This window comes from Thermobacillus composti KWC4 (genome assembly GCF_000227705.2).
Taxonomy (GTDB): Bacteria; Bacillota; Bacilli; order Paenibacillales; family Paenibacillaceae; genus Thermobacillus; species Thermobacillus xylanilyticus.
On record NC_019897.1, the window covers coordinates 2,698,459 to 2,722,054 of the forward strand.

Annotated in this window: 23 protein-coding genes and 2 tRNA genes; 5 read left to right on the top strand and 20 right to left on the bottom strand. The window is 59.2% G+C overall.

The genetic code is table 11. The annotated features are described in order from the left end of the window. Positions 1 to 32 precede the first annotated feature (32 nt). From THECO_RS12585 to THECO_RS12600, 4 genes are all read right to left on the bottom strand, one after another. Positions 33 to 1,457, bottom strand: a complete 1,425-nt coding sequence (locus THECO_RS12585) for a phenylacetate--CoA ligase family protein (protein ID WP_015255428.1) — start codon at positions 1,455 to 1,457, stop codon at positions 33 to 35. Positions 1,458 to 1,552: 95 nt separating this feature from the next. Further along, positions 1,553 to 2,737, bottom strand: coding sequence for an MFS transporter (locus THECO_RS12590; RefSeq protein WP_157373572.1), 1,185 nt, complete (start codon positions 2,735 to 2,737; stop codon positions 1,553 to 1,555). 68 nt (positions 2,738 to 2,805) lie between these two features. Beyond that, the gene (locus THECO_RS12595) at positions 2,806 to 3,897 is read right to left on the bottom strand and encodes an FkbO/Hyg5 family chorismatase (RefSeq protein WP_015255430.1); all 1,092 of its coding nucleotides are present in this window, start codon (positions 3,895 to 3,897) and stop codon (positions 2,806 to 2,808) included. A gap of 159 nt (positions 3,898 to 4,056) precedes the next feature. Then, positions 4,057 to 4,884, bottom strand: a complete 828-nt coding sequence (locus tag THECO_RS12600) for a LuxR C-terminal-related transcriptional regulator (protein ID WP_015255431.1) — start codon at positions 4,882 to 4,884, stop codon at positions 4,057 to 4,059. 146 nt (positions 4,885 to 5,030) lie between these two features. Between THECO_RS12600 and THECO_RS12605 the strand changes: the two genes are divergently transcribed. Both THECO_RS12605 and THECO_RS12610 read left to right on the top strand, forming a co-directional pair. After that, positions 5,031 to 5,104, top strand: a tRNA-Gly gene (locus THECO_RS12605). Positions 5,105 to 5,111: 7 nt separating this feature from the next. Then, a tRNA-Arg gene (locus tag THECO_RS12610) sits at positions 5,112 to 5,188 on the top strand. A gap of 178 nt (positions 5,189 to 5,366) precedes the next feature. On the opposite strand, the gene THECO_RS12615 is transcribed toward THECO_RS12610, so the two are convergent. From THECO_RS12615 to THECO_RS12625, 3 genes are read right to left on the bottom strand one after another with little or no spacing between them, the layout of a single operon-like run. After that, complete coding sequence (locus THECO_RS12615; RefSeq protein WP_015255432.1) at positions 5,367 to 6,314, bottom strand: ABC transporter permease; 948 nt, start codon at positions 6,312 to 6,314, stop codon at positions 5,367 to 5,369. Between the two features lie 3 nt (positions 6,315 to 6,317). Then, on the bottom strand, positions 6,318 to 7,811 hold the full coding sequence (locus THECO_RS12620) for a sugar ABC transporter ATP-binding protein (RefSeq protein WP_015255433.1): 1,494 nt from the start codon (positions 7,809 to 7,811) through the stop codon (positions 6,318 to 6,320). A 58-nt stretch (positions 7,812 to 7,869) separates the two neighbouring features. Further along, positions 7,870 to 8,832, bottom strand: a complete 963-nt coding sequence (locus tag THECO_RS12625; protein ID WP_015255434.1) for a sugar ABC transporter substrate-binding protein — start codon at positions 8,830 to 8,832, stop codon at positions 7,870 to 7,872. A 411-nt stretch (positions 8,833 to 9,243) separates the two neighbouring features. On the opposite strand from THECO_RS12625, the gene THECO_RS12630 reads away from it, so the two are divergent. Further along, positions 9,244 to 10,755, top strand: a complete 1,512-nt coding sequence (locus THECO_RS12630) for a hypothetical protein (protein ID WP_041853906.1) — start codon at positions 9,244 to 9,246, stop codon at positions 10,753 to 10,755. A gap of 615 nt (positions 10,756 to 11,370) precedes the next feature. Here THECO_RS12630 and THECO_RS12640 read toward each other — a convergent pair. The 6 genes from THECO_RS12640 to THECO_RS12660 all read right to left on the bottom strand — a co-directional run bounded on the left by THECO_RS12640 (position 11,371) and on the right by THECO_RS12660 (position 14,581). Then, entirely contained in the window at positions 11,371 to 12,237 is an 867-nt protein-coding gene (locus tag THECO_RS12640; RefSeq protein WP_157373720.1) for an IS3 family transposase, read from the bottom strand. Next, complete coding sequence (locus THECO_RS12645) at positions 12,234 to 12,509, bottom strand: transposase (protein WP_015255437.1); 276 nt, start codon at positions 12,507 to 12,509, stop codon at positions 12,234 to 12,236. Before THECO_RS12645 ends, THECO_RS12640 begins: the two co-directional genes overlap by 4 nt. Then, the gene (locus tag THECO_RS12650) at positions 12,457 to 13,659 is read right to left on the bottom strand and encodes a carbohydrate kinase family protein (RefSeq protein ID WP_015255438.1); all 1,203 of its coding nucleotides are present in this window, start codon (positions 13,657 to 13,659) and stop codon (positions 12,457 to 12,459) included. The genes THECO_RS12645 and THECO_RS12650 overlap by 53 nt, the downstream gene beginning before the upstream one ends. Before the next feature lie 249 nt (positions 13,660 to 13,908). Then, positions 13,909 to 14,091 (bottom strand): hypothetical protein, encoded by a 183-nt coding sequence (locus tag THECO_RS20600; protein WP_052835897.1) that lies wholly within the window; start codon positions 14,089 to 14,091, stop codon positions 13,909 to 13,911. Next, positions 14,088 to 14,240 carry a hypothetical protein gene (locus THECO_RS21745; protein ID WP_157373573.1) on the bottom strand — a complete coding sequence of 51 codons (153 nt, stop codon included), beginning with the start codon at positions 14,238 to 14,240 and terminating at the stop codon, positions 14,088 to 14,090. Before THECO_RS21745 ends, THECO_RS20600 begins: the two co-directional genes overlap by 4 nt. A 20-nt stretch (positions 14,241 to 14,260) precedes the next feature. Beyond that, entirely contained in the window at positions 14,261 to 14,581 is a 321-nt protein-coding gene (locus tag THECO_RS12660) for a hypothetical protein (protein WP_041854440.1), read from the bottom strand. 155 nt (positions 14,582 to 14,736) lie between these two features. Between THECO_RS12660 and asnB the strand changes: the two genes are divergently transcribed. After that, positions 14,737 to 16,581, top strand: coding sequence for an asparagine synthase (glutamine-hydrolyzing) (asnB, locus tag THECO_RS12665; RefSeq protein WP_015255441.1), 1,845 nt, complete (start codon positions 14,737 to 14,739; stop codon positions 16,579 to 16,581). Between the two features lie 43 nt (positions 16,582 to 16,624). Here asnB and THECO_RS12670 read toward each other — a convergent pair whose 3' ends face one another. The 3 genes from THECO_RS12670 to THECO_RS12680 all read right to left on the bottom strand — a co-directional run bounded on the left by THECO_RS12670 (position 16,625) and on the right by THECO_RS12680 (position 19,317). Further along, positions 16,625 to 17,272, bottom strand: coding sequence for a non-canonical purine NTP pyrophosphatase (locus THECO_RS12670; protein WP_015255442.1), 648 nt, complete (start codon positions 17,270 to 17,272; stop codon positions 16,625 to 16,627). Beyond that, positions 17,269 to 18,015, bottom strand: coding sequence for a ribonuclease PH (rph, locus tag THECO_RS12675; protein ID WP_015255443.1), 747 nt, complete (start codon positions 18,013 to 18,015; stop codon positions 17,269 to 17,271). The genes THECO_RS12670 and rph overlap by 4 nt, the downstream gene beginning before the upstream one ends. A 222-nt stretch (positions 18,016 to 18,237) precedes the next feature. Beyond that, the gene (locus THECO_RS12680; RefSeq protein WP_015255444.1) at positions 18,238 to 19,317 is read right to left on the bottom strand and encodes a GerMN domain-containing protein; all 1,080 of its coding nucleotides are present in this window, start codon (positions 19,315 to 19,317) and stop codon (positions 18,238 to 18,240) included. A 120-nt stretch (positions 19,318 to 19,437) separates the two neighbouring features. Here THECO_RS12680 and THECO_RS12685 point away from each other — a divergent pair, with 120 nt between their 5' ends. Further along, positions 19,438 to 19,971 (top strand): phosphatidylglycerophosphatase A family protein, encoded by a 534-nt coding sequence (locus tag THECO_RS12685; RefSeq protein ID WP_015255445.1) that lies wholly within the window; start codon positions 19,438 to 19,440, stop codon positions 19,969 to 19,971. 51 nt (positions 19,972 to 20,022) lie between these two features. On the opposite strand, the gene THECO_RS12690 is transcribed toward THECO_RS12685, so the two are convergent. The 4 genes from THECO_RS12690 to mdh all read right to left on the bottom strand — a co-directional run bounded on the left by THECO_RS12690 (position 20,023) and on the right by mdh (position 23,580). Beyond that, positions 20,023 to 21,009 (bottom strand): MBL fold metallo-hydrolase, encoded by a 987-nt coding sequence (locus THECO_RS12690; RefSeq protein WP_015255446.1) that lies wholly within the window; start codon positions 21,007 to 21,009, stop codon positions 20,023 to 20,025. 74 nt (positions 21,010 to 21,083) lie between these two features. Then, the gene (locus tag THECO_RS12695; RefSeq protein ID WP_015255447.1) at positions 21,084 to 22,040 is read right to left on the bottom strand and encodes a sugar kinase; all 957 of its coding nucleotides are present in this window, start codon (positions 22,038 to 22,040) and stop codon (positions 21,084 to 21,086) included. Positions 22,041 to 22,085: 45 nt separating this feature from the next. Beyond that, positions 22,086 to 22,508 (bottom strand): hypothetical protein, encoded by a 423-nt coding sequence (locus THECO_RS12700; protein WP_015255448.1) that lies wholly within the window; start codon positions 22,506 to 22,508, stop codon positions 22,086 to 22,088. A 130-nt stretch (positions 22,509 to 22,638) separates the two neighbouring features. After that, positions 22,639 to 23,580, bottom strand: coding sequence for a malate dehydrogenase (mdh, locus tag THECO_RS12705; protein WP_015255449.1), 942 nt, complete (start codon positions 23,578 to 23,580; stop codon positions 22,639 to 22,641). Positions 23,581 to 23,596: the final 16 nt, after the last annotated feature.

Below are 23,596 nucleotides of genomic sequence, written 5' to 3' on the forward strand. Positions count from 1 at the left end.
CCTCCCTTTTCACCGTGAACATCAGGCGGCCGTCAGACGGCCGCCTCCTGACTGCGCAACGTTTCCATGAATTGGCGCAGCTGCTCCATCGCCTGTCGAATATTGGCCGGATACGACGGATCGGCGGGTTTCCGCAGATCGTGCACCCGGGCGGCTTTCCAGCCCAGTGTCGATCCAAGCCCGGCGATGTCGGGCAGTTTCGGCACCATGCAGAAGGCCACGCCCGGAATGGCCTCCCGGAGATGCCGCAAATGACGCTCCGCCTGCGCCTCATTGTCATAATCGCCGGTAAACACGAAATAGACCTTATCCGGGCAGACGGCGATGAAATAGTTGAAAATGCGGCTATCCCCGTCCTCCGGCCAGACGAGCTCCTCGAATTCGTCCTGGTCCAAGCCGACCCCCGGCAAATCCAGCGCATGACCGAGGCGTCCGAGCGGCGTGATGTCCAGCACCCCTTCTTCGCGGGGTTCGATGCGCACCAGATCTCCGGTGCGGTACCGGATAAGCGGCCTGAGATCATTCTCCAGCGCCGTTACGATCAGTTCGCCTTCGACCGGTCCGTCACCGGTGACAAACCGAATCCGGCCGTCTCTCTCCTCGATCTCGAAAATGTAACTGTGCGTCTGCAGCCTGAGCGCGTCTTCCGATACGGCCACCGCCGTCGTTCCGGTCTCCGACGACCCGTATGATGCGTCGTACACCGCCCCGCCCGTCAGCTGCCGCAAACGCCGTTTCAGGGCAGGGCTGCTGCGTTCACCCGTCAGCAGCACTTTCCGGAAGGCCGGCGCTTCAAGTCCGTTTGCGGCGGCGTATTCATAGAGATTGATCAATTGGGACGGCGGACCGGCGAAGACGGTCGGACGGAGGAATCCCGCAATGCGGATGACGCGGCCGTAATCGTTGCGGACCGTATCCACCCATGTCCGGAAAGTCGCAATTCCCAGATAATTGAGCGCATGTTCGAACTGGAAGGCGGCCGGGCCCTGCGGCGTATTGATCAGTATGAGCGCCGTGTCGCCGCCGCTCAGAAACTCGGCCCAATGCTCGCCGAAGTTGACCGTATTGACAACCAGATCGTGCAGCCCTTTGGGCGCGGGCAGCGGTTCGCCGGTGGTGCCGGACGTCTCGAAATAATTCAGCATTCGATGACGTCTGCTGCGGCTGGCCTCCCCGCTGATCGCCCGATACTCCCGCTTCGCCAGGATCGGAAGGGCGGCCAGAAGTTCGCGATAGTCCGCCCCGCGCGACAGCAGAGCGTCAACCGACGCCGCCCCCTCGCTGCCGAGCAATTCCCGGTACGACTCAAGTTCAAGCGCCGAGCGGACCGTCTTGCCGAGACGCTCGGCGTAATGCGCTTCACGGTCGAAATCCGGCTGCCGCCAGGCGCGGATCAGCCGCTGCTGCTGTGCGATCAATCGGTTCACCTGTTCCCGGGTCGCTTCATCCCGATACATCCGTTCATAACCTCCCGTCGCTTGTCTTTGGCATGGTAAGGCCGTCCGTCAGAGCACAAGCCGGGCAGCCCGTGCACAACGGCTCAAGCCGCAAGTCAAACCGCTTTCTCCGCTCCTTCGGCCAGACGGTTTTCCTCCCTGGCGGGTGCGTACAACGTTCCGGTCAACAGCACCGCGAGCAACGCTCCTGCGGCGCCCGCCCAAGTCAAGGCGGACGTGCCCAGCGTTTGAATGACGAGCGCACCGGCAATTCCGGACAAGCCGATGCCGAGGTACATGCAGGAGGAGTTCCAGGAGATCAGAATCTGCGCCCGCGCGCCGCCCAGCGCCAGCAGCCGGTATTGCTGGGACGGGGCGAGCAGCCAGCCGCATACGCCCCAGATGAACGTCAGGACAATGGCGCGGATCAGCGTGTCGGCTGCCAGTGAAATGAGAACGAAGGAGGCGCAAAGGCCGAGATGGCTCACGATGTTCGTCGTCCGCGGCCCGAACCGGTCCGTCAGACGGCCGCCCAGCAGATTGCCGATGGCTCCGCCCGTACCGAAAGCGAGCAAAATCCAGGTCAGTTCATTGCCGTCGGTAATGCCTCTGCCGTTGTAATAGGCCGAAACATAGGAGTAGACGGTGAATGCGGACAGGTAGACGACCACCGTGACCAGCAGCGTGGAAGGCGCGCCCTTCATCCGCACCGCCGAAAGCCGCTGCCTCAGCGAAACATTCGGCGGCGACGGCAGACGGGAGAGCGCGGCGGACAACACCGCGAGCATCACCGCCCCGCCGATGGTGATGGACAGGAACAAACTTTGATAGTCCATCGCATGGCTCAAGTACGTGCCGAAGGGAACGCCCAGAATGGTGGCGATCGTAAGGCCGCTGAACACATAGGAAATGGCTCTTCCGCGGCGTTCGGGCGGCGAGATCATGCCCGCGATCATGATGACCGCCGGCGTGACGGCCGACGCGCCGAGGGCGGAGATGACTCTCCCGGCCATGAGCAGCGAATAATCCGCCGTCAGCGCCACGATGAGATTGCCAAGCGAGAAGACGGCCAGCGACAGGATCAGGAAATATTTCCGGTCCATCTGGCCGAATACCGACGCGATGATCGGGCTGGCGATCGCATAGGCAAGGGCGAAGACGGTGATGAGCTGCCCGGCCGCTTCGATGGAGACGCCGGATTGTTCGGCGATATCGCCCAGCACGCCGGCGACGACAAAACCGTCCGTGCCGACGATAAACATCGTGAGTGCAAGCAGAAAGATGTTCCGTTTGACAGACATAACGACCCTCCAATCAAGCAAGCGGACGATGCCGCCCGGCCGATTGACCGTCGACCGGGCGCTGTCCGTCATTGGTCAGAAGTTTCCTCGTGAACCAGCCAGCGGGGATTAAGTCCCGCTCCGTCCTGCGTTCCGTCCGCACGCAGCGGCACCGTGATGATGCCTTCGATTTCCACCAGCAGATCGGAGCGGCAAATGTCGACATTCAGGAATTGGATGTTGGCATGCGGCGCGAAAGCTTCCCGGCACCTGCGCCGCACGGCTGGAATGTCCTCCGCGTGGCGGACGTACACCTTGATGAAATCGACATCCCGCAGCGTCAGATCGGCCGGCGTCTCAATGCCGTGACGGATCAGGTTGTCCCGGCCGATCAGGAGCGAAATGTTCTCCAGCGTGACATCGCATTGCCGCATCAGATCGCTGCGGTGAACCGTCTCGTGCCCGATGATGCTCGCCGTTCCGGAAATATATAAGTTCAAGACACCAAGGGCATCATGCTGGACGCAAGTCGCGCGGGCAAAGCTGGGAGAGCGCGGGCCATACTGGCGGGGATACGTGTAAGCGGGCATCTGTCTGGGATTCTCCAGAAAGGTGACCCGTCCGGACCGGCAGGACAGGAAGAAGAACGCAATATTCCCTCCTTGCGCTCCGATCCCGGTGGCAGCCGGCATCGGCAAATGTCTGCGCCGCCCGTAAAGTTCGAAAGCCTCGGACCTGCCGGCGCAGAAATCGCGGTAAATCTCCAGGCCGTCCGCATTGTCTTCGTTGATGCGGGGAATGTAGTTCCACATGCGGAACAACCGGGGATATCCCAGCTCATCCATCAGCTCGAAGGCAGCCAGGTACGTTTTCCGCGTCAGGTTCCGGCAGCGCTCCGAGGCCGGAATTTCCGCCGCACAGAACAGATACTCGCCATCGTGCGCATAAACCAGATTCCCGCTGACGGAAGCTTGCGCCGGCCCTGCGGTCCACTGTTCGACAAACCCTTTCTCGTCCGCGCTCGTCATGCGCAGCGAGAGAAAAGGCGAACCTTCTTCCAGGACCGGCTTCCGAAAGACTGGACCAAAATTCACCATTCCTAGCACCCGACTGTTCATCAACGGGCGATCCTCTGGCAACGCCTGCGGATGCCCGCCGCTGATGAGATTGGCGTAATCCATCACGGCCCTCCTTGTTCTGTTGGTTTCCGTGAACCAGCTTAAGGGAGTTTCCGGTTTCTGGATATCCCCAATATTGGGGATGTCCGATAAGCAAAAAAAGTCTCCCCGCCCCGAAAGGCAGGGAGACGATTCCGGCGGCCGGCTTTCCTCAGCCGCCGGTCAGGCCAGAAACTTGCGCATAAACTGTCCCTTGTCGCTCACGCCGGTTTTCCGATAGATGTTCTTGATTACGCTGCGCACGGTGCTCTCGGTAATGCCCAGCAGGGCCGCGATCTGCAGCCCGCCCATATTCAGCGCCCAATAATAGGCGATTTCCCGTTCGCGGGGAGACAGGCCGTATTCTCCGAACCGACGGTCCATGGCAATGCGGCGGCGTTTCGGACATTTCCGGGCAAGCCGCTCTTTCAGCACCCGCATATAAAATTCAACCAGTGCAAGCTCCGTACCCGGACTTTCCTCCCGGCAAGGGAAGCTCACGTCGAGGAATCCGTGGATCTGGCCGTCGGCCGCGATCGGCATGCACATGCAGCTCCAGTCCTTGAACAGCCGCAGATCGTGTTCGTCGCCGCGCAAATAGACCGGCTTCCCGAGCCTGACGGCCATGGAAATGGCGTTCAGGCCGGCGTGCTGCAGATCGAACCGGGTACCGCGTTCGATTCCGATGCGGCGGGCGTTGTCCAACACTTCCTGCGGGCCGGCAACCGACAGCAGGACGCCGCGCCGATCCGTCAGAAGCAGCAGGTGCGGCCATTCCGCCAGCAGACTTTCCTCCTGAAGCGCCTGTTCGAAAGCGCGGAGGAGCAGTTGGTTGTTCCGCAGCGTTTGCCGCAGTTCTTCCTTGCCGATACGGCCCGTCAAGGTTGCGCAGTCCACATCAAGCCCCGACTGCTCGACCTCATGCCGCCAGCGGACGACAACGGCCGGATCGAGGCTTTCTTTTTTCACCCAGCGCGGGGCAAGAGACGAACAGACCTGAAACACATTCACGAACGCTCACCCCGGCAAGCGAGTCTTGTTTGGGAAAATTATACATCCACAGCCTTGCCTCGGCAAATCCGGAACGGCCCACTACTTATCTCCCGCGGTTATTGCATTTCACCTTTCCCTGTGGTATGATCATTTGTGCTCTCCATGCGGGTGTAGTTCAATGGTAGAACGCCAGCTTCCCAAGCTTGAGACGAGGGTTCGATTCCCTTCACCCGCTCCAGATACTTGTCCCAGTAGCTCAGCTGGATAGAGCATGCGCCTTCTAAGCGTACGGTCAGGGGTTCGAATCCCTTCTGGGACGCCATACCTTAAATAGCGAATCCGCCAATCGGGCGGATTTTTGTTTTACCCGGGAATCTGATGCCCTGTATGCGCGGTCCCGAATCGTTCTGCGATTGATTCAAGAAAAAAAGCCGCCCTACCGCTTCAAGCGCATAAGGCGGAATGATATTTATTTGGAATATGGCCGGAGTCAGTCCGGATCAGGCCGTTTTCCGTTTGATCACATCGGCATAAACGGCGATCAGGATCACAATTCCTTTGACAATATACTGCCAGAAGGAACTGACGCCGATCAAGTTCAGGCCGTTGCTGAGCACACCGATGATGAGCGCGCCGATCACCGTGCCGCCGATTCTTCCGTAGCCGCCGGTCATGCTCGTTCCCCCGAGCACGACTGCGGCGATGGCATCCAGTTCCGCCGCAACGCCCGCCGTCGGCTGACCCGAGAACATGCGCGAGGCGAGCACAATTCCGGCAAATCCGGCCATGAATCCGCTGAACGTGTACGCGAAAAATTTCACCCGCTTGATGTTGATTCCGGAAAATCGGGCGGCCTCCGGATTTCCGCCGACCGCATAAATGTACCGGCCCGTCTTTGTTTTATTCATAATCAGGTAACAAAGGATCACGAAAATGATTGAATACAATACGGGGGTAGGCAGAATCCCGCCGATATAGCCGGATCCGATGAAGTTGAAGGCATCCGACATGACGCGAACCGGTTGCCCGTCGGTCAATACGTAGGCCGCTCCCCGGCCGATATTCATGGTGGCGAGGGTGATGATAAACGGCGGTATGACGGTGGTCGCCGCCACATAACCGTTCAGCGCGCCGAATAATATGCCGACGAGAAGTCCCGCGGCGACGGCTATGAAAAGCGGCACATCGAACAGCGCGACCAGCATGGCGGTCACCACCCCGGATACGGCCATGACAGAGCCGACGGACAAATCGATGCCGCCCAGGATGATCACCATCGTCATCGCGAGCGCCAAATAGAGGTTGGTGGATGTTTGCCGCAAGACGTTCAGCAAATTGTTGGTCGTCAGAAAATTGGGATTGAGCACCGCGATGATGACACATAAAACCAATAGCCCGGCGAGAATGCCCATGTTGGCTCGAATAAATGATCTTATTCCGTAAACCATGGTTTAACCTCCAGTGGCATAATGCATGATGGTCTCTTGGCTGAACTCGTCCCGATTTAAAATGGTTCTTATCCCGCCTTTGTACATGACCGCGATCCGGTCGCTCATATTGATCACTTCAGGCAATTCCGAGGAGATCATGATAATGGAAACGCCTTCTTTCACCAACCGGTTCATGATCGCATAGATTTCCGCTTTGGCCCCGACATCCACCCCTCTGGTCGGTTCATCCAGGATCAGGATGCGCGGGTTGGTTGCCAGCCATCGGGAGATGAGCACCTTCTGCTGATTGCCGCCGCTCAAATTCCGCACTTCCTGATCCGGATTCGGGGTTTTGATCGACAATTCATTGATGAATTGCCGGGTTTTCTGGTCTTCATAACGGGCATTGACTCTAAACCATTTGATGAACTTATCCAGGACCTTGATGGTGATGTTGTATTGAACCGAACGGATGAGGAACAGGCCTTCCTCTTTCCGGTTTTCCGTCACATAGGCAATGCCGTGTTTGATCGCATCGTTCGGATTTCGAATGATCAGCGGCTTGCCGTCGATCCGAATTTCCCCTTCATCGAAGGCATCCAGACCGAAAATACATTTCATCAGCTCCGATCGGCCCGCGCCGACCAAACCGGCAAATCCGAGAATTTCCCCCTTCTTGAGCTCAAAGCTGGCATCGTTCAGCACGCCTTTTTTGGACAGGTTGTGAACGCTGAGCACGATTTCCCCGCCGTTTTCCGGAGCAGTGTCCTTGATGTAATATTGGGTGAGCTCCCGGCCGACCATCATCGAGATCAACTGATCGGCTGTCGTATCCTTCGTTCTGACAGTTCCGATCAGGGCACCGTCCCGCAGAACGGTGATGCGATCGGTGATGGCGAACAATTCGTTCATCCGGTGCGAAATATACACAATGCCGACGCCCTGCTCTTTCAGATGGCCGATGGTTTGAAAAAGAAATTCGACCTCTTTTTCCGTAAGCGAGGAGGTCGGTTCGTCCATCACGATCATTTTCGCCCGGAAGGATACGGCCTTGATGATCTCGATCATCTGCTGCTGCGCTACCGTCAGCTTTTTTACCGGCACCTCGGGCGACAGTTCCAGACCGAATTGCTGCAAGGTTTTCCGTGTTTCTACGATCATTTTTTTCCAGTCGATCCATCCGGTCTTCGTGACCGGTTCTTTGCCCAAAAAAATATTCTCGGCAACGGACAGATGCGGCACCAGCGAAATTTCCTGGTGGATGATGCTGATGCCGAGGGCCTGGGCATCTTTGACGCTGTTGATGGAAACCTTGTTCCCTTCGATGAAAATTTCCCCTTCGTCGACGGGGTAAATGCCCGCGAGAATTTTCATCAACGTGGATTTGCCGGCGCCATTTTCGCCGAGGAGGGCGTGAACTTCACCGCTTTCCAGTTCAAAATCGACACCCTTCAGGGCGTGAACGCCGGCAAATCGCTTTTCAATTCCGCTCATCCGAAGCAGTTTTTGACTCATCCGTTCCACCTCGATGAATGACGGGAGGGTGATCGGCGTCACCCTCCCCGTCGTTTCGTCATTGCCATCCGTCCACGCCGTACTCTTGAACGTTTTCCTCGTTGATCAGGAACGTTTCCACCGGCGTCCGTTTTTCGTAGCTTTCGCCCCTCAAAATTTTGTAAGCGATATCCGCGGAAATCTGACCGATCGAGATCGGCGACTGCGCCCCGGACCCCTTAAACGGTCCGCCTTCGGCGATGGCCGCTTTCGCGTCGGGTGAACCGTCCACACCGTAAATGGCAATCTCCAAGCGGTTGGCGGCTTTGACGGCGGCCAACGCGCCGAGCGCAGACGGATCGTTGCCGGCGAAGATGGCCGTGATGTCGGAATGGGCTTGCAATATATCCTCGGTAATGCCCAGGGCGGTTTCCAGGTCTCCTTTTGCGTCCTGTTGGGCCACGATCGTGAAGTTTTTCCCCTCAATGGCTTCCAGGAAACCGGCCACCCGGTCGTTGATCGAATTCATCGTCGGGCTGTCGAGGATGACGATGTTGCCGCCGTTCGGGAAGCGTTTGACAAGGTCCTCGCCGACGACTCTGCCGGCGTTCTTGTTGTCTGAGCCGACGTAAGCGGTAACATACTCAAAGTCCTTGACTTCGGTATCATAGTTGATGATCGGAATGCCGGCTTCCTTGAGCATTTGCAGCGCGGGTCTGATGCCTTCCCAGTCTACGGGATTCAGGAAAATCGCGTCGATTCCTTGCGCGATCATATCCTCGATCTGGTTGATTTGCAGCGCCACATCCATTGCCGGGTTCAGCGTAATCATTTCATCCCCGTTTGCTTCGACTTTCTCCCGAATCGCTTTCTCCAGGACGATAAAGAAGGGGTTATTCTGTGTCATGGAAGTGTAACCGAATACAAAATGATCCTTGGAACCGCCGCCACCGCTGCCACTGCCGCTGCTGCCGCCGCCGCCGCACGCGGCGGACAACACGACCAGCGCAACGATGCACACCAACGACAACAGTTTCTTCAATTGCAGTCCCTCCCATAAATGCTTTTTGTTTAGCTTGGTTCTCGAAAAGTTTCCGAACTTCTCTGTAACTTCATCAACCTTTATCTATACGCGGGATACGCACTTGCCTGGGATCGGTGCGGGAAACAGCACAAGTTCAATACGATTCCAACCCCTGCAAACATTTCCGCCGAGCGCTTTTGCGTCAGTAAAACTTCACTTCGTTTCATATTCGTCACCTCCATCCCTTAAGATAAGCTTCTCGGAAATTCATTTCCGTTGTGGACTCTAGCTTTCTGGCCAGGGTCCTTTATTGTTTCACCCCCAAAATAGGGATGCGAACAAACTTTCCTCTTGACATTTTCGAAACTCCCCAACAATCGCCGAGAAGGCATTTTTTTACTGCCTATCTCTAGAAAATTGGGTGATTGTGTGAAAATCGTTTCTCGTTCTCACCAGGACTACTTGACCTTCGTAAGCGATCAACTGCGCAAGGAGTTCGACACCCCGGAAGCCATGTTGTTCTTGCAACACTTCTATCGCGACTTGATCTTCTGGATCACGCCGATCGATCTGTCCGCCACCGCTTCCTTGATGCGTTCGGCTTACTCCTCCAATCCCAGAGGCCGCAAGCCCCACGATCCCGCCGACATGCTCCGCTGCATGTTGCTCTTCACCAAGCTCGGGCTCAGTGTCGATGACGGAGTCGTCGCGCTGCGAACGACGCCGGTCTATGCCATTGTCTGCGGCTTTAAACCCGGTGAGACGCCGGGTGTCGGAACGTTCTACGACTTTTTCCCCCGGCTTTGGCGGGCATCCACTCCGCATAAGACCGGGCGCGTCAAACGCCGCTTGAAGAAGCCGCGGAAGAAGGGCAAAAAGAACGAAAAGCAAGAGCCCAAAAACCCCAAGATTACGGAGAAACTCGTCTCCCGCATCCTGCGCGAGGGCAAGATCCACTACGCCCCCAAGGAGCACGACCTGCTGCAACAGTTGTTCCAATCCCTGTTTGTCCTGCCTTCTGCGGCAAAAGGATTGCTTGGCGATACCCGTTCTTTTCGCGTCATCGGCGACGGCTCTCCGGTTGAAACCGGCGCGCGTTCGTACGGCAAGTTCCTTTGCGATTGCCGCAAGTCGGGCAACTGGAAATGCTCCTGCAAACGGCAATTTTCCGATCCGGATGCCGATTGGGGCTGGGACAGCTATCGCGAGAAATATTACTACGGGCGTACGCTCTACATGTTCACCGCAGCCGACAGTCCTTACAATTTGCCCGTGTACCCGCGATTGTTTCGCGCCAGCCAACATGACTCGGTGTCATGGATCTGCGGCTACCGCGAGCTGCGTCACTGGTACTCGGACTGGAAGGTGGGAGAGGCGCTCCTGGATTCGGCCCACGACGCCCTCCCGATCTATACCATGCTGGAACACGATGATGTTTCCGCCATCATCGACCTGAATCTCAGGCGTTCCGGGCATACGGTATACAATGAAATGAAAATTGGCTCCGATGGCGTTCCTGTCTGCCCCATTGGACGCAAGATGGTCTGCTGGGGCAAGTGTTCCGGGCGACAGCGCATCAAATGGCGCTGTCCCGCCAAAGTCGGCAAATGGGAATGCCCGACTCCCTGCTCGCCTTCCGATTATGGAAGAACGTTCTACACATCCACCGCGGATAACCCGCGCCTGTTCCCGCGCATCCGCCGTGACAGCAAGGAATGGAGAAAGCGTTACGCGCTGCGAACCGGAGTGGAGCGTTGCATCAAGCGCCAGAAAGTCGATTACAACCTGGAAGCTTCGCGCGGGCGCAGTTCCCGCCACTGGAACATTCGCGTGTACTTGATCGCCATGTGCCAGCATGCCGACGCGTGGCTGGAAGAAGCGAAGAAGCAGAAGCAGCTCGTCTCTGTCGAGCAATGGCTGGAAGGCTTGGCGGCAGCTTAACGCCAAAGGACTTCATAGCATTTTTTAAAAAATGCCCTTTTGAGGGTTCTTTGGCATGCACATTCTTGAAAACAGCTTTCATAGGCGCCGCTTCATCGACATTTCTGCCTCATTCACCCCTCATTCGGACTCAGAACGACTGCTTAATTCCGAGCTCCTATATAGTTTACGACAAATTGTACCAGCTTGTCCATATGCCCGAGCATCGTAAACGGTCTTACAATCTGCTCCCACTCGTTAATGTGAGATTCGACATCAATTGAATTTGCGATCGCAATCAGACAGCCCAGGCGAAATGACCCTTCGTTTCTGAAAAACAGCAAAGTGTCAGAGTCCGAATGGTCAAAGTGCTCTTTTACCTTTTCCCAGATTGGATACGTTCTCTCTGTTTCAAGGAACACGTCGATCGCTTTATAATCCATCCTTTCCTGGTCAGGAGTACAGGGACGCCCCCAACGCCAACCTGTTAGTCTATGCTTACCGCGGTTGTTGTTGACGACCAGCACAGCCCGAACATCAGACTGTTGGACTTGAAACAAATTGCAGACGTCATCAATCAGGGCCCTGAACAAACTGGACCTCTGTCAATAGATTGGACACATGGAATCGAGAAAATTACGCAACATAATCGTACATTTGTTCGCATTGAATGGGTGTGAGATACCCGATCGCCGAATGGACTCGTTTGCGATTGTAGAAAAACTCGATATATTCAAAAATCTTGCTTTGCGCTTCCTTGCGGGTCTTGAACTTTTCCAGATAAACGAGTTCCTTTTTGAGTATGCTGTGGAACGATTCGATGCAGGCGTTGTCGTAGCAGTTGCCCTTGCGGCTCATGCTGCCCTTCATCCCGTATTTTAGGAGCCGTTGTTGGTACTCATGGGAAGCGTATTGGCTGCCCCGATCGGAATGATGAAGAACCTTACCTTTGGGCCGCTGACGGCTGTAAGCCTGGTCCAGAGCTTGCAAGACCAGTTCCTTGGTCATCCGCTCATCAGCGTGCCAGCCTACGATTTTGCGCGTGTACAAGTCCATGACGCTCGCGACATAGAGCCATCCTTCGTCTGTCGGAACGTACGTGATGTCCGCCATCCAGACTTGGTTGGGAGCTTGCGCTGTGAACTGCTGATTCAGCACATTGTCATGCACTGGCAGGTTGTGCCTCGAGTTCGTCGTCGCCTTGTATTTTCGGACGGTGCGCGACTTAAGCCCCAACTCCTGCATGATGCGGGCGACGGTTTTCTCGGACACCCGCATCCCTTGCTGGCGCAAGACTTGAGCGATCTTCGGACTGCCATACAGACGGCGCGATTCCAGGAAGATGCGGCTAATTTGCTGTTTTAACCGTTCGCGGCGTTTTTTCCGTTCACTTTCCTTGCGCCGGGTCCATTGATAATAACCGCTCCGGGATACATTCAAAATCCTGCACATCTCCGACACCGGATACTTGGAGCGGTGCTTGTGAATAAACGAAAAGATCAGTTCCGGTCTTTTGCGAAGATGTGCATCGCTTTTTTTAGAATCTCATTCTCCATCTCAAGTTGGCGAATTCGTTTCTGCATGTCGAGGAAGGTCTTTTCCTCCATTTTCAGATTGCCGCTGCCGCGAAAAGCGTTGACCGGATCCTGTTTGAATTCGCTGATCCAACGGTACAAGGTATTGTCGGATACACCCAGTTCCCGAGCGACTTGTAAGAAAATTTCAAACCGTGATCTTGCCATCATTCGGGCCGATCCACAGTTCTGCTTCCTCATGAAACCGCCACCCGTCAAGTCTCAACCGGTTGGCGCGCTTGGGCCACCCCGCTTCGATTCGACGCTGCACGGTTTCCCAGGAAGGAATGCCGCTGACCGCGTCTTGGCGCTCGACATTGCAGGCACCAACCGCCACCGCCGCGCGCATTGCAGACTCGGGTGAAAGGCCTTTCAACAAACCCGCCAAAAATCCGGCAATGGTGCAGTCCCCCGCACCCGTCGTCCCCGCCACTTCTACTTGATAACAAGTTGCCAGCAATTCTCGACCGGCCCATTCTCCGATATTTTCCGGCGTGTAGCCCCCCATCGATTGAAGTCGGCGTTCACCTGCGGTACGCAAATACAGGCCGTGTTCCCCCAATTTTACCGCGACGATCGCTGCTCCCATACCGATCATGCGATCAGCCAATGCACTCAAATCTTCACCGTCGAGATGTTCCGCGATGTCACCCTTCGCTGAAGCAAGCCGATCATAAAAAGGCCGATCCAGCATGTATAAGATTTCTTCAACGCTGGGCAGAAACACGTCTACTTTGGGCAGTACCTTTTCCAGGATGGCCATCCAATCCACACGCCCCGCTTCCGATGCGGGATCCGGCTTGGCCATGTCCAGCGACGTCGTCAGTCCCGCTCTCTTCACCTCATGGAGCATGCCGGCAAGTTCGGTTCCTCCGTCCGCGTACATGCGCTTCATGAGCGGAGGATAACCGAAATGGAACAGCCTCGCACCCGTCAGCAGTTCCCACCTCAAGTCGGACCCCTGAAACGTATCGTTCGCCCCGGTGCAATGAAGAAAAATCCGGTCGATTCCCGGCGAATGGATCACGATCGAATAGGATGTATTCTCACCCGCAATAACCATCATGCCTTCGGCCAGTTCGGGAGTTTGCCTCCGGAGCAATTCCAGCACTGCCTGCCCGAACAAATCGTCGCCGATTTTCCCCATCAGCAACACGGACATCCCCAGTCGATGCAATGCGATTCCGGTATTGGACACGGTCCCGCCCGTGGACAGCACAACCGGGCCGGCATTGACCAGCTTCCCGGGAACGAGGATCTGATCCAGCCCACCTTTCGCATTCGGCAGATAGGGGATGATATCCAAACAAATATGGCCGGCTACGACGACTTCCGCAACTTGCTCCTTCAAGGGAATATTCCTCCGGGACAAAGATACGGTTTGCCTAGTGGCATGGTATTCTAATGCGGCGGTCAATATGCGACGGCTCTCTGCTCCTGCTGCAGAAAAACACCCGCTGCATAATTGCTTCATCACCTTCCGGGACACCATGCATAATATTCAAGCCGCTTGCATATGCAAGCGGCTTTTCGTTGGCCGGCCGAAGCCGTATGCTGCTTTCCGCCATTTCTGATCATGATCGAAAAGATCAGACAAAATTTATTCGACCGAACCGAGCACTCGCCGCACGTCCTCCCGCACGGAGCCGAATTGCAGCACTTGCTCCCCGAATGATCCGCCATCCCGGGCGACGTTCATGAATGCGTCCGTCCGATCCACCGCCGCCTGGTGCAGCGGGTTGTCGTACCAATCGATCTCGCGGTCGGCGTCATTTTCGGTCACCCGACCATCTCAATTCCGCCGTCGGGAGCCTCCGCGAAATAGACGAGCAGATTCGCCGCGCCCGCATCGCCGGTCACAACCTCCACTTCCGCACACGGACGTCCGTCCAGGTTCGTCGTTCTTCTCACTTCGGCGTGAACGATGTCCATCGGATGGCACACTCCTTTTCTCAAGACAGACGCATCTGTTCGATGAACGCCTTCGTTTCCGGCGTTCCCAACTCATGCAGCAGGTCGTAGATTCTCGCCGTCACATCGCCCGATGCGGCCGACATTTGCTCCGTGGACGCCGTCTCGTACGGGTGCCGGAGAAAATGCCACACTTCCGCTTCCTCCAGGCTTGCCAGTTCCTCGAACAGATCCTGCAGGCGGTACAATTCCTCTTCATTCGCGCGAATTTCCAATTCATAGGGCGTTGCGCCCTTGTCCTTCACGATCTCCTTGCCTCCGACGGAGACGTAATAGGTCTCTCTTCCGTCATCCGATCTCACGATACCTGCCTCCTTCACCCGAACCGGCATGCAGAAGCCGGGACGCGCGATCTCGCCATAGCATGCCGCGCGGACAGACATTTTATGCCGCCGTTCAGCATATATCTCCTTATGCTGTTCTGTAGCTCAAGACCGACACGAGAGGATGAAAGCATATGTGCGGAATTACCGGGTGGATCGACTGGACGCGCGATCTGACGCTGGACAGCGCCATACTCGAGAACATGACCGACAAGCTCGCGCCGCGCGGCCCCGATGCTTCCGGCACCTGGATTACGACGCACTGCGCGCTGGGGCATCGCAGGCTCAGCGTCATGGACCCGGAGAACGGCGCGCAGCCGATGATCCGGCATGCCGGGGACAACACGTTCGTCATCGTGTATAACGGGGAACTGTACAACGCGCCGGAATTGAGGCGCGAACTGGAAGGGCGCGGCCATCGGTTCTTCACGAACTGCGATACGGAAGTGCTGCTCGTCGCATACATCGAATGGGGGCCGGAAGCGCTCGACCGCTTCAACGGCATCTACGCCTTCGCGGTGTGGGACGCGCGGGCCGAGCGATTGTTCGCCGCCCGCGACCGTCTCGGCGTCAAACCGTTCTTCTACGCCGAGACGGACGGCCTGTTCCTGTTCGGCTCCGAACCGAAGGCGATTCTGGCGCATCCGTCGTTCGAGCCGGAGGTCGGGGCGGAGGGACTGGCCGAGATCTTCGTCATCGGCCCGGCCCGGACGCCGGGCGTCGGCATCTACCGCGGCATGACCGAGCTGAAGGCCGGGCAATGCCTGACGGTCGACCGGTCGGGCGTCCGCGTCCGCACGTACTGGAGGCTGGAGAGCCGGCCGCATGATGACGACGAAGCGCAGACGGCCGCGCGCGTGCGGGAGCTGCTGCACGATACGGTCGAGCGGCAGCTGCTCTCCGACGTGCCGGTCTGCACGCTGCTTTCCGGCGGCCTCGATTCCAGCGCGCTCACCACGCTGGCCGCCGGGCATTACAACCTAACCGGCCGGGGCACGCTCGACACCTATTCGGTCGATTACGTGGACAACGACAAGCATTTTCAGGCGCACGCGTTCCAGCCGAACGCCGACGGGCCGTGGATCGAGCGGATGAGCAATCATCTCGGCACGCGGCATACCCGGGTCCAGTTCGACACGCCGGAGCTCGTCCAGGCGCTCGATGACGCGGTGATCGCGCGCGATGCACCGGGCATGGCCGACATCGACGCGTCGCTCCTGTTGTTCTGCCGCGAGATCAAGAAAGGGGCAACCGTCGCGCTTTCAGGCGAGGCGGCGGACGAAGTATTTGGCGGCTATCCATGGTTTCACCGCCGGGAAGCGCTGGAAGCCCGGACGTTCCCGTGGTCGCTCGCGACCGCCTTGCGGGCCGAATTATTGGCGCCGGACGTTGCGGCATGGATCAAGCCGCTCGAGTACATCGAACGGCGGTACGCGGAAGCGATCGCGGAAGTGCCGCATCTGCCGGGAGAAGACGAAGCGCGGCGCCGGATGCGGGAGATGTCGTATATCAATATTACGCGCTTCATGCCGACGCTCCTTGACCGCAAGGACCGGATGAGCATGGCGGCCGGCCTCGAGGTGCGCGTGCCGTACTGCGACCACCGGCTCGTCGAGTACGTGTTCAACATTCCGTGGGAGATCAAGACGGCGGGCGGACGGGAGAAGGGGATTCTGCGCCGCGCGCTGGAAGGCGTGCTGCCGGACGACGTGCTCTACCGGAAGAAAAGCCCGTACCCGAAGACGCACAATCCGAACTATCTCGAGGCGGTGCGCAAGCGGCTGATCGACGTGCTGAACGATCCGTCGTCGCCGCTGCTCAAGCTGATCAACACGGCGAAAGTGCGCGAGATTGCAGAGTCGGACGCGGCGGCGTCGCACATCCCGTGGTTCGGGCAGCTCATGTCCGGGCCGCAGCTGTTCGCTTATCTCGTGCAGGTCGACACCTGGCTGCGCACGTACAAGATCGCCATCCGGTAATGCAAGAAGGCCGGCGGTCCGAACCGCCGGCCTTCTCCGTTGTTCAACGCGTTTTCCGCAGCAGATCCGCAAGCTTCGCCAGCGCGCGGCCGCGATGGCTGATCGACTGCTTCTCTTCCGTCGTCAGCTGGGCCATCGTCCGGCCGAATGCCGGCACCCAGAACAGCGGGTCGTAGCCGAACCCGCCGCTGCCGAGCGGTCTGTCGATGATCCAGCCGTCCACCATGCCGTCCGCCTCCGCGAACGCGCCGGTCTCCGGATCGTAGAGCGCCAGCGCGCAGACGAAGCGCGCCCGGCTGAGCGCGCGCACACCCTCGGGCAGGCCGGACGGCTGCGGCACGTCCGCCGCCCGCGCCGCCAGCTCGCGCAGCAGCTTCGCGTTGTTGGCGGCATCGCCGGCGTCTTCGCCGGCATAGCGGGCGGAGAAGACGCCCGGCTCTCCGCCCAGCGCCTCCGTCTCGAGGCCGGAGTCGTCGGCGAGCACCGGCACGCCGAGCGCCTCGCCCGCGGTGCGCGCCTTCTTGCGCGCATTGTCGGCGAACGTCTCGCCGTCTTCGACGATCGCGGGCACCCGATCGTCGCCGGAGAGCGTCCGTACGGCGAGCCCCAGCGGCGCGAGGGCGTGCGCGAACTCGCGTGCCTTCCCTTCGTTCTTCGTGGCGATGACGATGACGCTTAAGTCCCGGCTCATGCCGATCCCGCTCCGATCCGCGCGCCCTTCTCGCCGAGCAGTTCGCGCTGCCGCTCGATCAGCTGCCGGATGCCGCCCTCGGCGAGTTCAAGCAGCCGGTTCAGCTCTTCGCGGCTGAACGGCCGCTCTTCTCCCGTGCCCTGCAACTCGACGAACTGGCCGGAGCCGGTCATGACCACGTTCATGTCGACCTTCGCGTTCGAATCTTCTTCGTAATTCAGATCGAGCAGCGGTTGTCCGTCCACGACGCCGACGCTGACCGAAGCGAGAAAGTCGGTGACCGGGTACTTCTCGAACGGCTGCTGCGCGTTCAGCTTGTCGACGGCGAGCGCCAGCGCGACGAACGCGCCGGTGATCGACGTCGTGCGCGTGCCGCCGTCGGCCAGGATGACGTCGCAATCGAGCGTAATCGTCCGCTCGCCGAGCGCTTCCAGATCGACGACCGACCGGAGCGCCCGGCCGATCAGCCGCTGGATTTCCATCGTCCGGCCGCTCAGCTTGCCCCGCGCCGCCTCGCGCTGGTTGCGCACCTGCGTCGCCCGCGGCAGCATGGAATATTCGGCCGTCACCCAGCCGCGCCCCTGCCCTTTCATGAAGGGCGGCACCTTGTCCTCGACGGTGGCGGTGCAGATCACCTTCGTGTTCCCCATCTCGATCCAGACCGATCCTTCGGCGTACGGATTCGGATTGAGTTGCATTACAAGAGGGCGGAGCTGGTCATCCGCCCGGTTGTCGTTGCGCATTCGGCTGCCTCCCGATGATATTCTTCCGCATAACGGGTATATTGTACCAAAGTCATCGGGGAAAAGCATCCGGAACGGGCTTTCGAGCCGTTTGTCTGCTGATTCCCGGATCGGAATCTCGCCTATACGATCAAAAAAATGCCGGCTTCCCCGGCGACGCTCCCGGCCTGTGAAGATCAGGCAAGCGGGATGCATCTTGCGGGCAGCCGGCCCGATGGCCGTTCATGTTTTCAGCGCGTTGACGTGCTCGGGACGACTGACCGGCTCGGCGTAGGAACGATTGTCCGTATCCACGACGTTCGACGAACCGTTCACCCGGATCTGCACCTTCCCGGCTCCCGTATTTTCGCTGACGGACAATACGACCGCCTGCAGCATTTCGGACGGAAGCGGCTGTCCCTCTTCGTAGGTGGCATCCTTCAGATCGACCACCGCCGTATCGCCGTCCACCGTGACCGACGCAGGCTCGACATCTTCCGTCATGACGCCGCTCAGCTCCGTGCCGCGCGCCGGTCCCGCGATCAATTCGCGAAGCGCGGCGACAGCCTGGTCTTCTTCGCGTTCCACCAGCCGGGTGACCGGAACGAAGTACGGATCGCCTACATCGGAGATCGACGAGAAATAGACGGTCACCGGCATCGAATTGCCGTAGGAGGCTCCCGGCGCCACTTCGAGATTGATGCCCATTGCCCGCGTGAGCGGTCCGTCCAGCGGGTAGCCGTCGACCGGCATTTCGCCGAGTTCCTCCCCATCGTGGCGCAGCAGGACGCCTTCAACGTCCTCAAGTCCGGTCAGCGTCCACGTCACCGCTTCCAGGATGCGCCGCTCATCCTGCGGATTGTAATCGGTGAACGAACCGGCGAAGTCGACGATCGCCACCCGCTGCTCCCGATCGATCGTCAGCTTCTCGATCCGCGTGCCGGCCGGAAGCACCCCGCGGAATCCTTCCGGCAACGCCCCGGCCTCGCTCCCCTCGATCATACGCTCCATCGCCCGGATGCCGGCTTCTTCGGCGTCGCGTGCCGCCGCGTTCACCGTCACCGGCGCCAGATATCCGCCCCTGTCCTTCACATAGACGGTCAGCGGCGTCACCGTTTCCGCCGTCTCGTCCGCGGACGCCGAACCCGGGGACGGTTGTCCGGTCTGCGGTTGAACCGCGTCAAGGTCTTCCGGTTCGACGTTCTGCGGCGGGTCAATCTGCCGGCTTGCCGGCTCGCCGAACAGGCTGCAGCCGGACAAGATGAGCGGTAAGGCCAGCAAGCCGGCGGCTGCGCTCCTGCGCAAGGAATGGAACCGATTCATCTGCTCTCGCGCCTCCCGTGCACCATTCAATAATTTGTGGGATTCAGAATTTTTGTAGTAGTATGTATACGAGTCTTGTCCAGCAATAGAACTGAATCCATCGAATGGGAGTGCAGACATATGCCGGAACCGAAACCCTACGTGCTGAACAGCAAAGAAGTTCAGCGCGCGACATTGGAGTGGCTGGAGAAACGCGGCGTGACAACGAGGCACATTGCGGAACTCGTCCATTACTTGCAATCGCCGTATTTTCCCGATCTGACACTGGAAGAATGCGAACATCACGTTGTTGCGGTGCTGTCCAAGCGCGAGGTGCAGAACGCCGTGCTGACCGGCATCCAGCTGGACATGCTGGCGGAGGAAGGCAAGCTGCTGCCGCCGCTTCAGGATATGGTGAGACACGACGAAGCGCTGTACGGCATCGACGAGGTTTTGGCCTTGTCCATCGTGAATGTCTACGGCAGCATCGGGTTTACGAACTTCGGCTACATCGACAAGCAGAAACCGGGCATCCTTAATAAACTGAACGACAAAACCGACGGGGAAATCCATACATTCCTCGATGACATCGTCGGCGCGATCGCCTCGTCCGCGGCGAGCCGGATGGCGCACCGCAAGCAGGAAGAGAAAGAAAACGGCCTGCCGTCTGACTGATGCCGGCAGGCCGGACCGGCACGCAGATGCCATCGATCCGTTGGCGGCCGCTCAGCCGCGCCGCCAGCGGAGGATGCCGTCGGCGCCCCGCGCGGAGGCCGCACGCCCTTCCCCGGCGAGATGCTCGAGATGCGCCAGCGTCTCGGACATGGCAAAGCGCAGATTGTGCAGGCTGCCCTGCACCCGCTCGCCGAACAGGCGCATGCAGACTTCATAGCCGGTGAGCGGCTCAGCCAGCATCTCCTCCATGGCCGCAAGCCGGCGGACGTGGTGCGCCCGGATCTCGCCGATCCGATCTCGCATGCCGCGGAACGGATCGCGGTGACCGGGGTACGCGAGAATGGTCTCGAACGTCTCCAGCTCCGCGAGACTGTGCAGGTACCTCGCCAGCACGCCGGGCTCCGCGCCCGGCAAAAGACTGATGTTCGGCGTAATGCCGGGCAGAACCTGGTCGCCGCACAGCATGATCCGGCTCTCGCGCTGCCAGAAGCAGAGATGGCCGTCCGCATGGCCGGGCGTGTCGAGAATTTCCCATGCCCGTCCGCCGATCCCGATGGTCCCGCCTCCCTGGATAAACACCGGCTCCGGCAAAGGAGACACCATGGCGACGAAGCTTTCCAGATGCTCCGCGAGGGCTTCTTCCATCCCGCGCGGCAATCCGTTCTCCCTGTACAGCGCCTGAAGCTCTGCCGTGAACGTCCGTCCGGGGCCCCACAGCCGCATCGCGTACGCATAGGCCCGTTCGGACATGTACACCGGCGCTCCCGACCGTTCCTGAAACCAGCCGGCCAGCCCGATATGGTCGGGATGTTGGTGCGTCAGCACGATCGCCCGGATATCGGCCGCATCCACCCCGCATCGCCCCATCACATCCAGCCACAGCCGTTCGGAATCCGGCGTCCGCAATCCCGGATCGATCAGTGTCCAGCCGTCATCGCCCGGAATCAAATAGGCATTTACATATCGAAGCGCAAACGGCAGCGGCACCTTGACCCGGAGCCAGCCGCCGTCCAGCCGTTCTTCTCCCTCACGCGTCATCCTGCCCATCTCCTTCGCGGCGCAAAAATGTCCCGCGGCCGTATCAAGCGCCGCGGGACGTGTGTTGCCGTCCTTTATCTTTCGATCCGCTTCCGATCTTCCATGAGCCGTTCCACCGTGTTCCAGTCCGGCGTGGCTTCCCAGTCGCCGCGTCCCTGCACGACGAGGGAGCCGCAGATGCTGGCGATCCGGACCGCCTCGACGATCGGGCGGCCTTTCAGCAGCCCTGCGAGCAGCCCCGCGCAGAATCCGTCGCCGGCCCCGACGGTATCGACGACTTTCTCCGCCTTGTAGAACGGCACGGCGGTGCGTTTTCCGCCTTCGACGATGACCGTCGTCTCTCCGACACCCTTCACGACCGAGACAGCGGACAGTTCCGAGAGCCGGGCGAAGATCGCTTCCTCGTCCGTCGTATCATAGAGCAGCTGCAGCTCGTCGTAGCCGGGAAGGAAATAGTCCACCTGTTCCGTGATCGGAAGCAGCACTTCCCTCGCTTCTTCAATCGTCCACAGCTTGAGTCTGAGATTCGGGTCGAAGGATACTTTGACTCCGGCTTCCTTCGCGATCCGGACAGCTTCCCGTACCGTGTCGCGAGCGCTTTCACTGATCGCGCACGTAATGCCGGTCACATGCAGGATTTTGCTGCCGCGGATATAATCCGCATCCAGGTCGGACGGCTTCATCCGGCTGGCCGCGGAAAGTTTCCGGTAGTAGTAAACCGACAATTTGCCGCCGGGATTGTCCCGAAACATGACGCCGGTCTGTTCGCCCGGCACGAGCCGCGCGCGGGAGACGTCAACGCCTTCGCCGCGGATCGCCTTCAGAATCTTGAGTCCGAACGGATCGTCGCCGAGCGCGCCGAACCAGCCGCTGGAAACGCCGAGCCGCGCGGCTCCGATGGCCAGATTGCTCTCCGCGCCGCCGAACGTCAGCTCCAGCGAAGCGGCCTGGTCAAGCCCTTTGTAATCCGGCGCCATGCACAGCGCCATCGATTCCCCGAACGTGATCAGGTCCGGTGATTGTGCCGCCATAACGCAAACAATCCCTTCTCCATGAAGTCGTAGAATGAACCGCAATCAAATATTCGAATACTGCATGACGAAGATGATGGCCACATACAGCACGAGCAGCAAGATGCTGAACAAGCGGACGCGCGAAATGGCGCCTGCCGCGCTCTCGCCGGACTTCGCGGCAGCTACAATCGCTTTCAAAGGCTTCGTCATGATGCCGCCGAGCGCCCCGATGCCCAGGAACAGCACCAGCGTCAGCGTGGACCAAAGCACGGAGTAATCGGCCAGCGTCATCATGTATCCGCCGGTCAGCAACTGCAGAACGAGACAGAATTGCGCCACCCGGTTTGCGATCAGCACCCCGTCGGCAAAACCGGCCTGCCCTTCGCTGCTGAGCTGCGTAATGCGGCCGACCAGGAACGGAAGCACCAGATAGATGCCCATCCCGACAGCCCCGATCGCATGCAGGAAATAGAAAAACTGACCCATTCGGCACCTCCTATCTGAACTACTCCCAGTATAGCCGAACTTGTCCGCCGACACAAAGCCGCAGCCCGCTGAAACGCGCAAGACCCTGAACGCCTGTCAGGGTCTTGCAGCGGGCTCCGGAAATGGCCATTCAGCCGGCTGCGATGCGGATGACGCTGCGGACGGATTCGGCGGATTTGTCGAGCGCCGCCTTCTCCTCCGGCGTCAGTTCCAGCTCGAGCACCCGCTCGATGCCGCCGCCGCCCAGAATGACCGGAACTCCCATGAACAGATTGTCATAGCCGTACTCGCCTTCAAGCAGCGCGATGACCGGCAAAATGCGCTTCTTGTCTTTCAGAATCGCTTCCGCCATCTGCACGAGCGACGCGGCCGGCGCATAGTAGGCGCTGCCGCTGCCGAGCAGACCCACGATCTCTCCGCCGCCGACGCGGGTGCGCTGCACGATCGCCTCGATCCGTTCCTTCGGCAGCAGCTTCTCGATCGGAATGCCGCCGACGTTCGAGTACCGGACGAGCGGGACCATGTCGTCGCCGTGGCCGCCGAGCACGAATCCGCGCACGTCCTCGACCGAGACGTTCAGCTCCCGGGCGATGAACGTGCAGAAGCGCGCCGTGTCAAGCACGCCGGATTGGCCGATGACGCGGTTCTTCGGAAATCCGAGCGTCCGCCAGGCGACCCAGGTCATCGCGTCGACCGGATTGCTGAGGACGATGACGTACGCATCCGGGCAAGTCTGCCGCACCTGCTCGCACACCGAGCGGACGATGCCCGCGTTGGTCGTGACGAGATCGTCGCGGCTCATGCCCGGCTTGCGCGCCACGCCGGCCGTAATGATGACAATATCGGAGTCTGACGCGTCCTTGTAATCGGAAGTGCCCGTGATTCGGCTGTCGACGCCCAGCACCGGCGTCGCCTCGAGCATGTCCAATGCCTTGCCCTTCGTCGGATTCTCCAGTTGCGGAATGTCGAGCAGCACGACGTCGCCGAGCTCCTTCTGCGCGAGCATGAGCGCCGTCGTCGAGCCCGTGAAACCTGCGCCGATTACCGTAATCTTCTTCCTCTTGATGGACACGTTCCCACGCCAACCT

Coding starts and splice junctions, on each gene's coding strand:
- THECO_RS12690 (WP_015255446.1), bottom strand. CDS start 21,009: ATGACGCGTGAGGGAGAAGAACGGCTGGACGGCGGCTGGCTCCGGGTC.
- THECO_RS12615 (WP_015255432.1), bottom strand. CDS start 6,314: ATGGTTTACGGAATAAGATCATTTATTCGAGCCAACATGGGCATTCTC.
- THECO_RS12700 (WP_015255448.1), bottom strand. CDS start 22,508: ATGGGTCAGTTTTTCTATTTCCTGCATGCGATCGGGGCTGTCGGGATG.
- THECO_RS12595 (WP_015255430.1), bottom strand. CDS start 3,897: ATGGATTACGCCAATCTCATCAGCGGCGGGCATCCGCAGGCGTTGCCA.
- THECO_RS12670 (WP_015255442.1), bottom strand. CDS start 17,272: ATGAGCCGGGACTTAAGCGTCATCGTCATCGCCACGAAGAACGAAGGG.
- THECO_RS12620 (WP_015255433.1), bottom strand. CDS start 7,811: ATGAGTCAAAAACTGCTTCGGATGAGCGGAATTGAAAAGCGATTTGCC.
- THECO_RS12590 (WP_157373572.1), bottom strand. CDS start 2,737: ATGTCTGTCAAACGGAACATCTTTCTGCTTGCACTCACGATGTTTATC.
- THECO_RS12585 (WP_015255428.1), bottom strand. CDS start 1,457: ATGTATCGGGATGAAGCGACCCGGGAACAGGTGAACCGATTGATCGCA.
- THECO_RS12645 (WP_015255437.1), bottom strand. CDS start 12,509: ATGAGGAAGCAGAACTGTGGATCGGCCCGAATGATGGCAAGATCACGG.
- THECO_RS12695 (WP_015255447.1), bottom strand. CDS start 22,040: ATGGCGGCACAATCACCGGACCTGATCACGTTCGGGGAATCGATGGCG.
- rph (WP_015255443.1), bottom strand. CDS start 18,015: ATGCGCAACGACAACCGGGCGGATGACCAGCTCCGCCCTCTTGTAATG.
- asnB (WP_015255441.1), top strand. CDS start 14,737: ATGTGCGGAATTACCGGGTGGATCGACTGGACGCGCGATCTGACGCTG.
- THECO_RS21745 (WP_157373573.1), bottom strand. CDS start 14,240: ATGGACATCGTTCACGCCGAAGTGAGAAGAACGACGAACCTGGACGGA.
- THECO_RS12685 (WP_015255445.1), top strand. CDS start 19,438: ATGCCGGAACCGAAACCCTACGTGCTGAACAGCAAAGAAGTTCAGCGC.
- THECO_RS12680 (WP_015255444.1), bottom strand. CDS start 19,317: ATGAATCGGTTCCATTCCTTGCGCAGGAGCGCAGCCGCCGGCTTGCTG.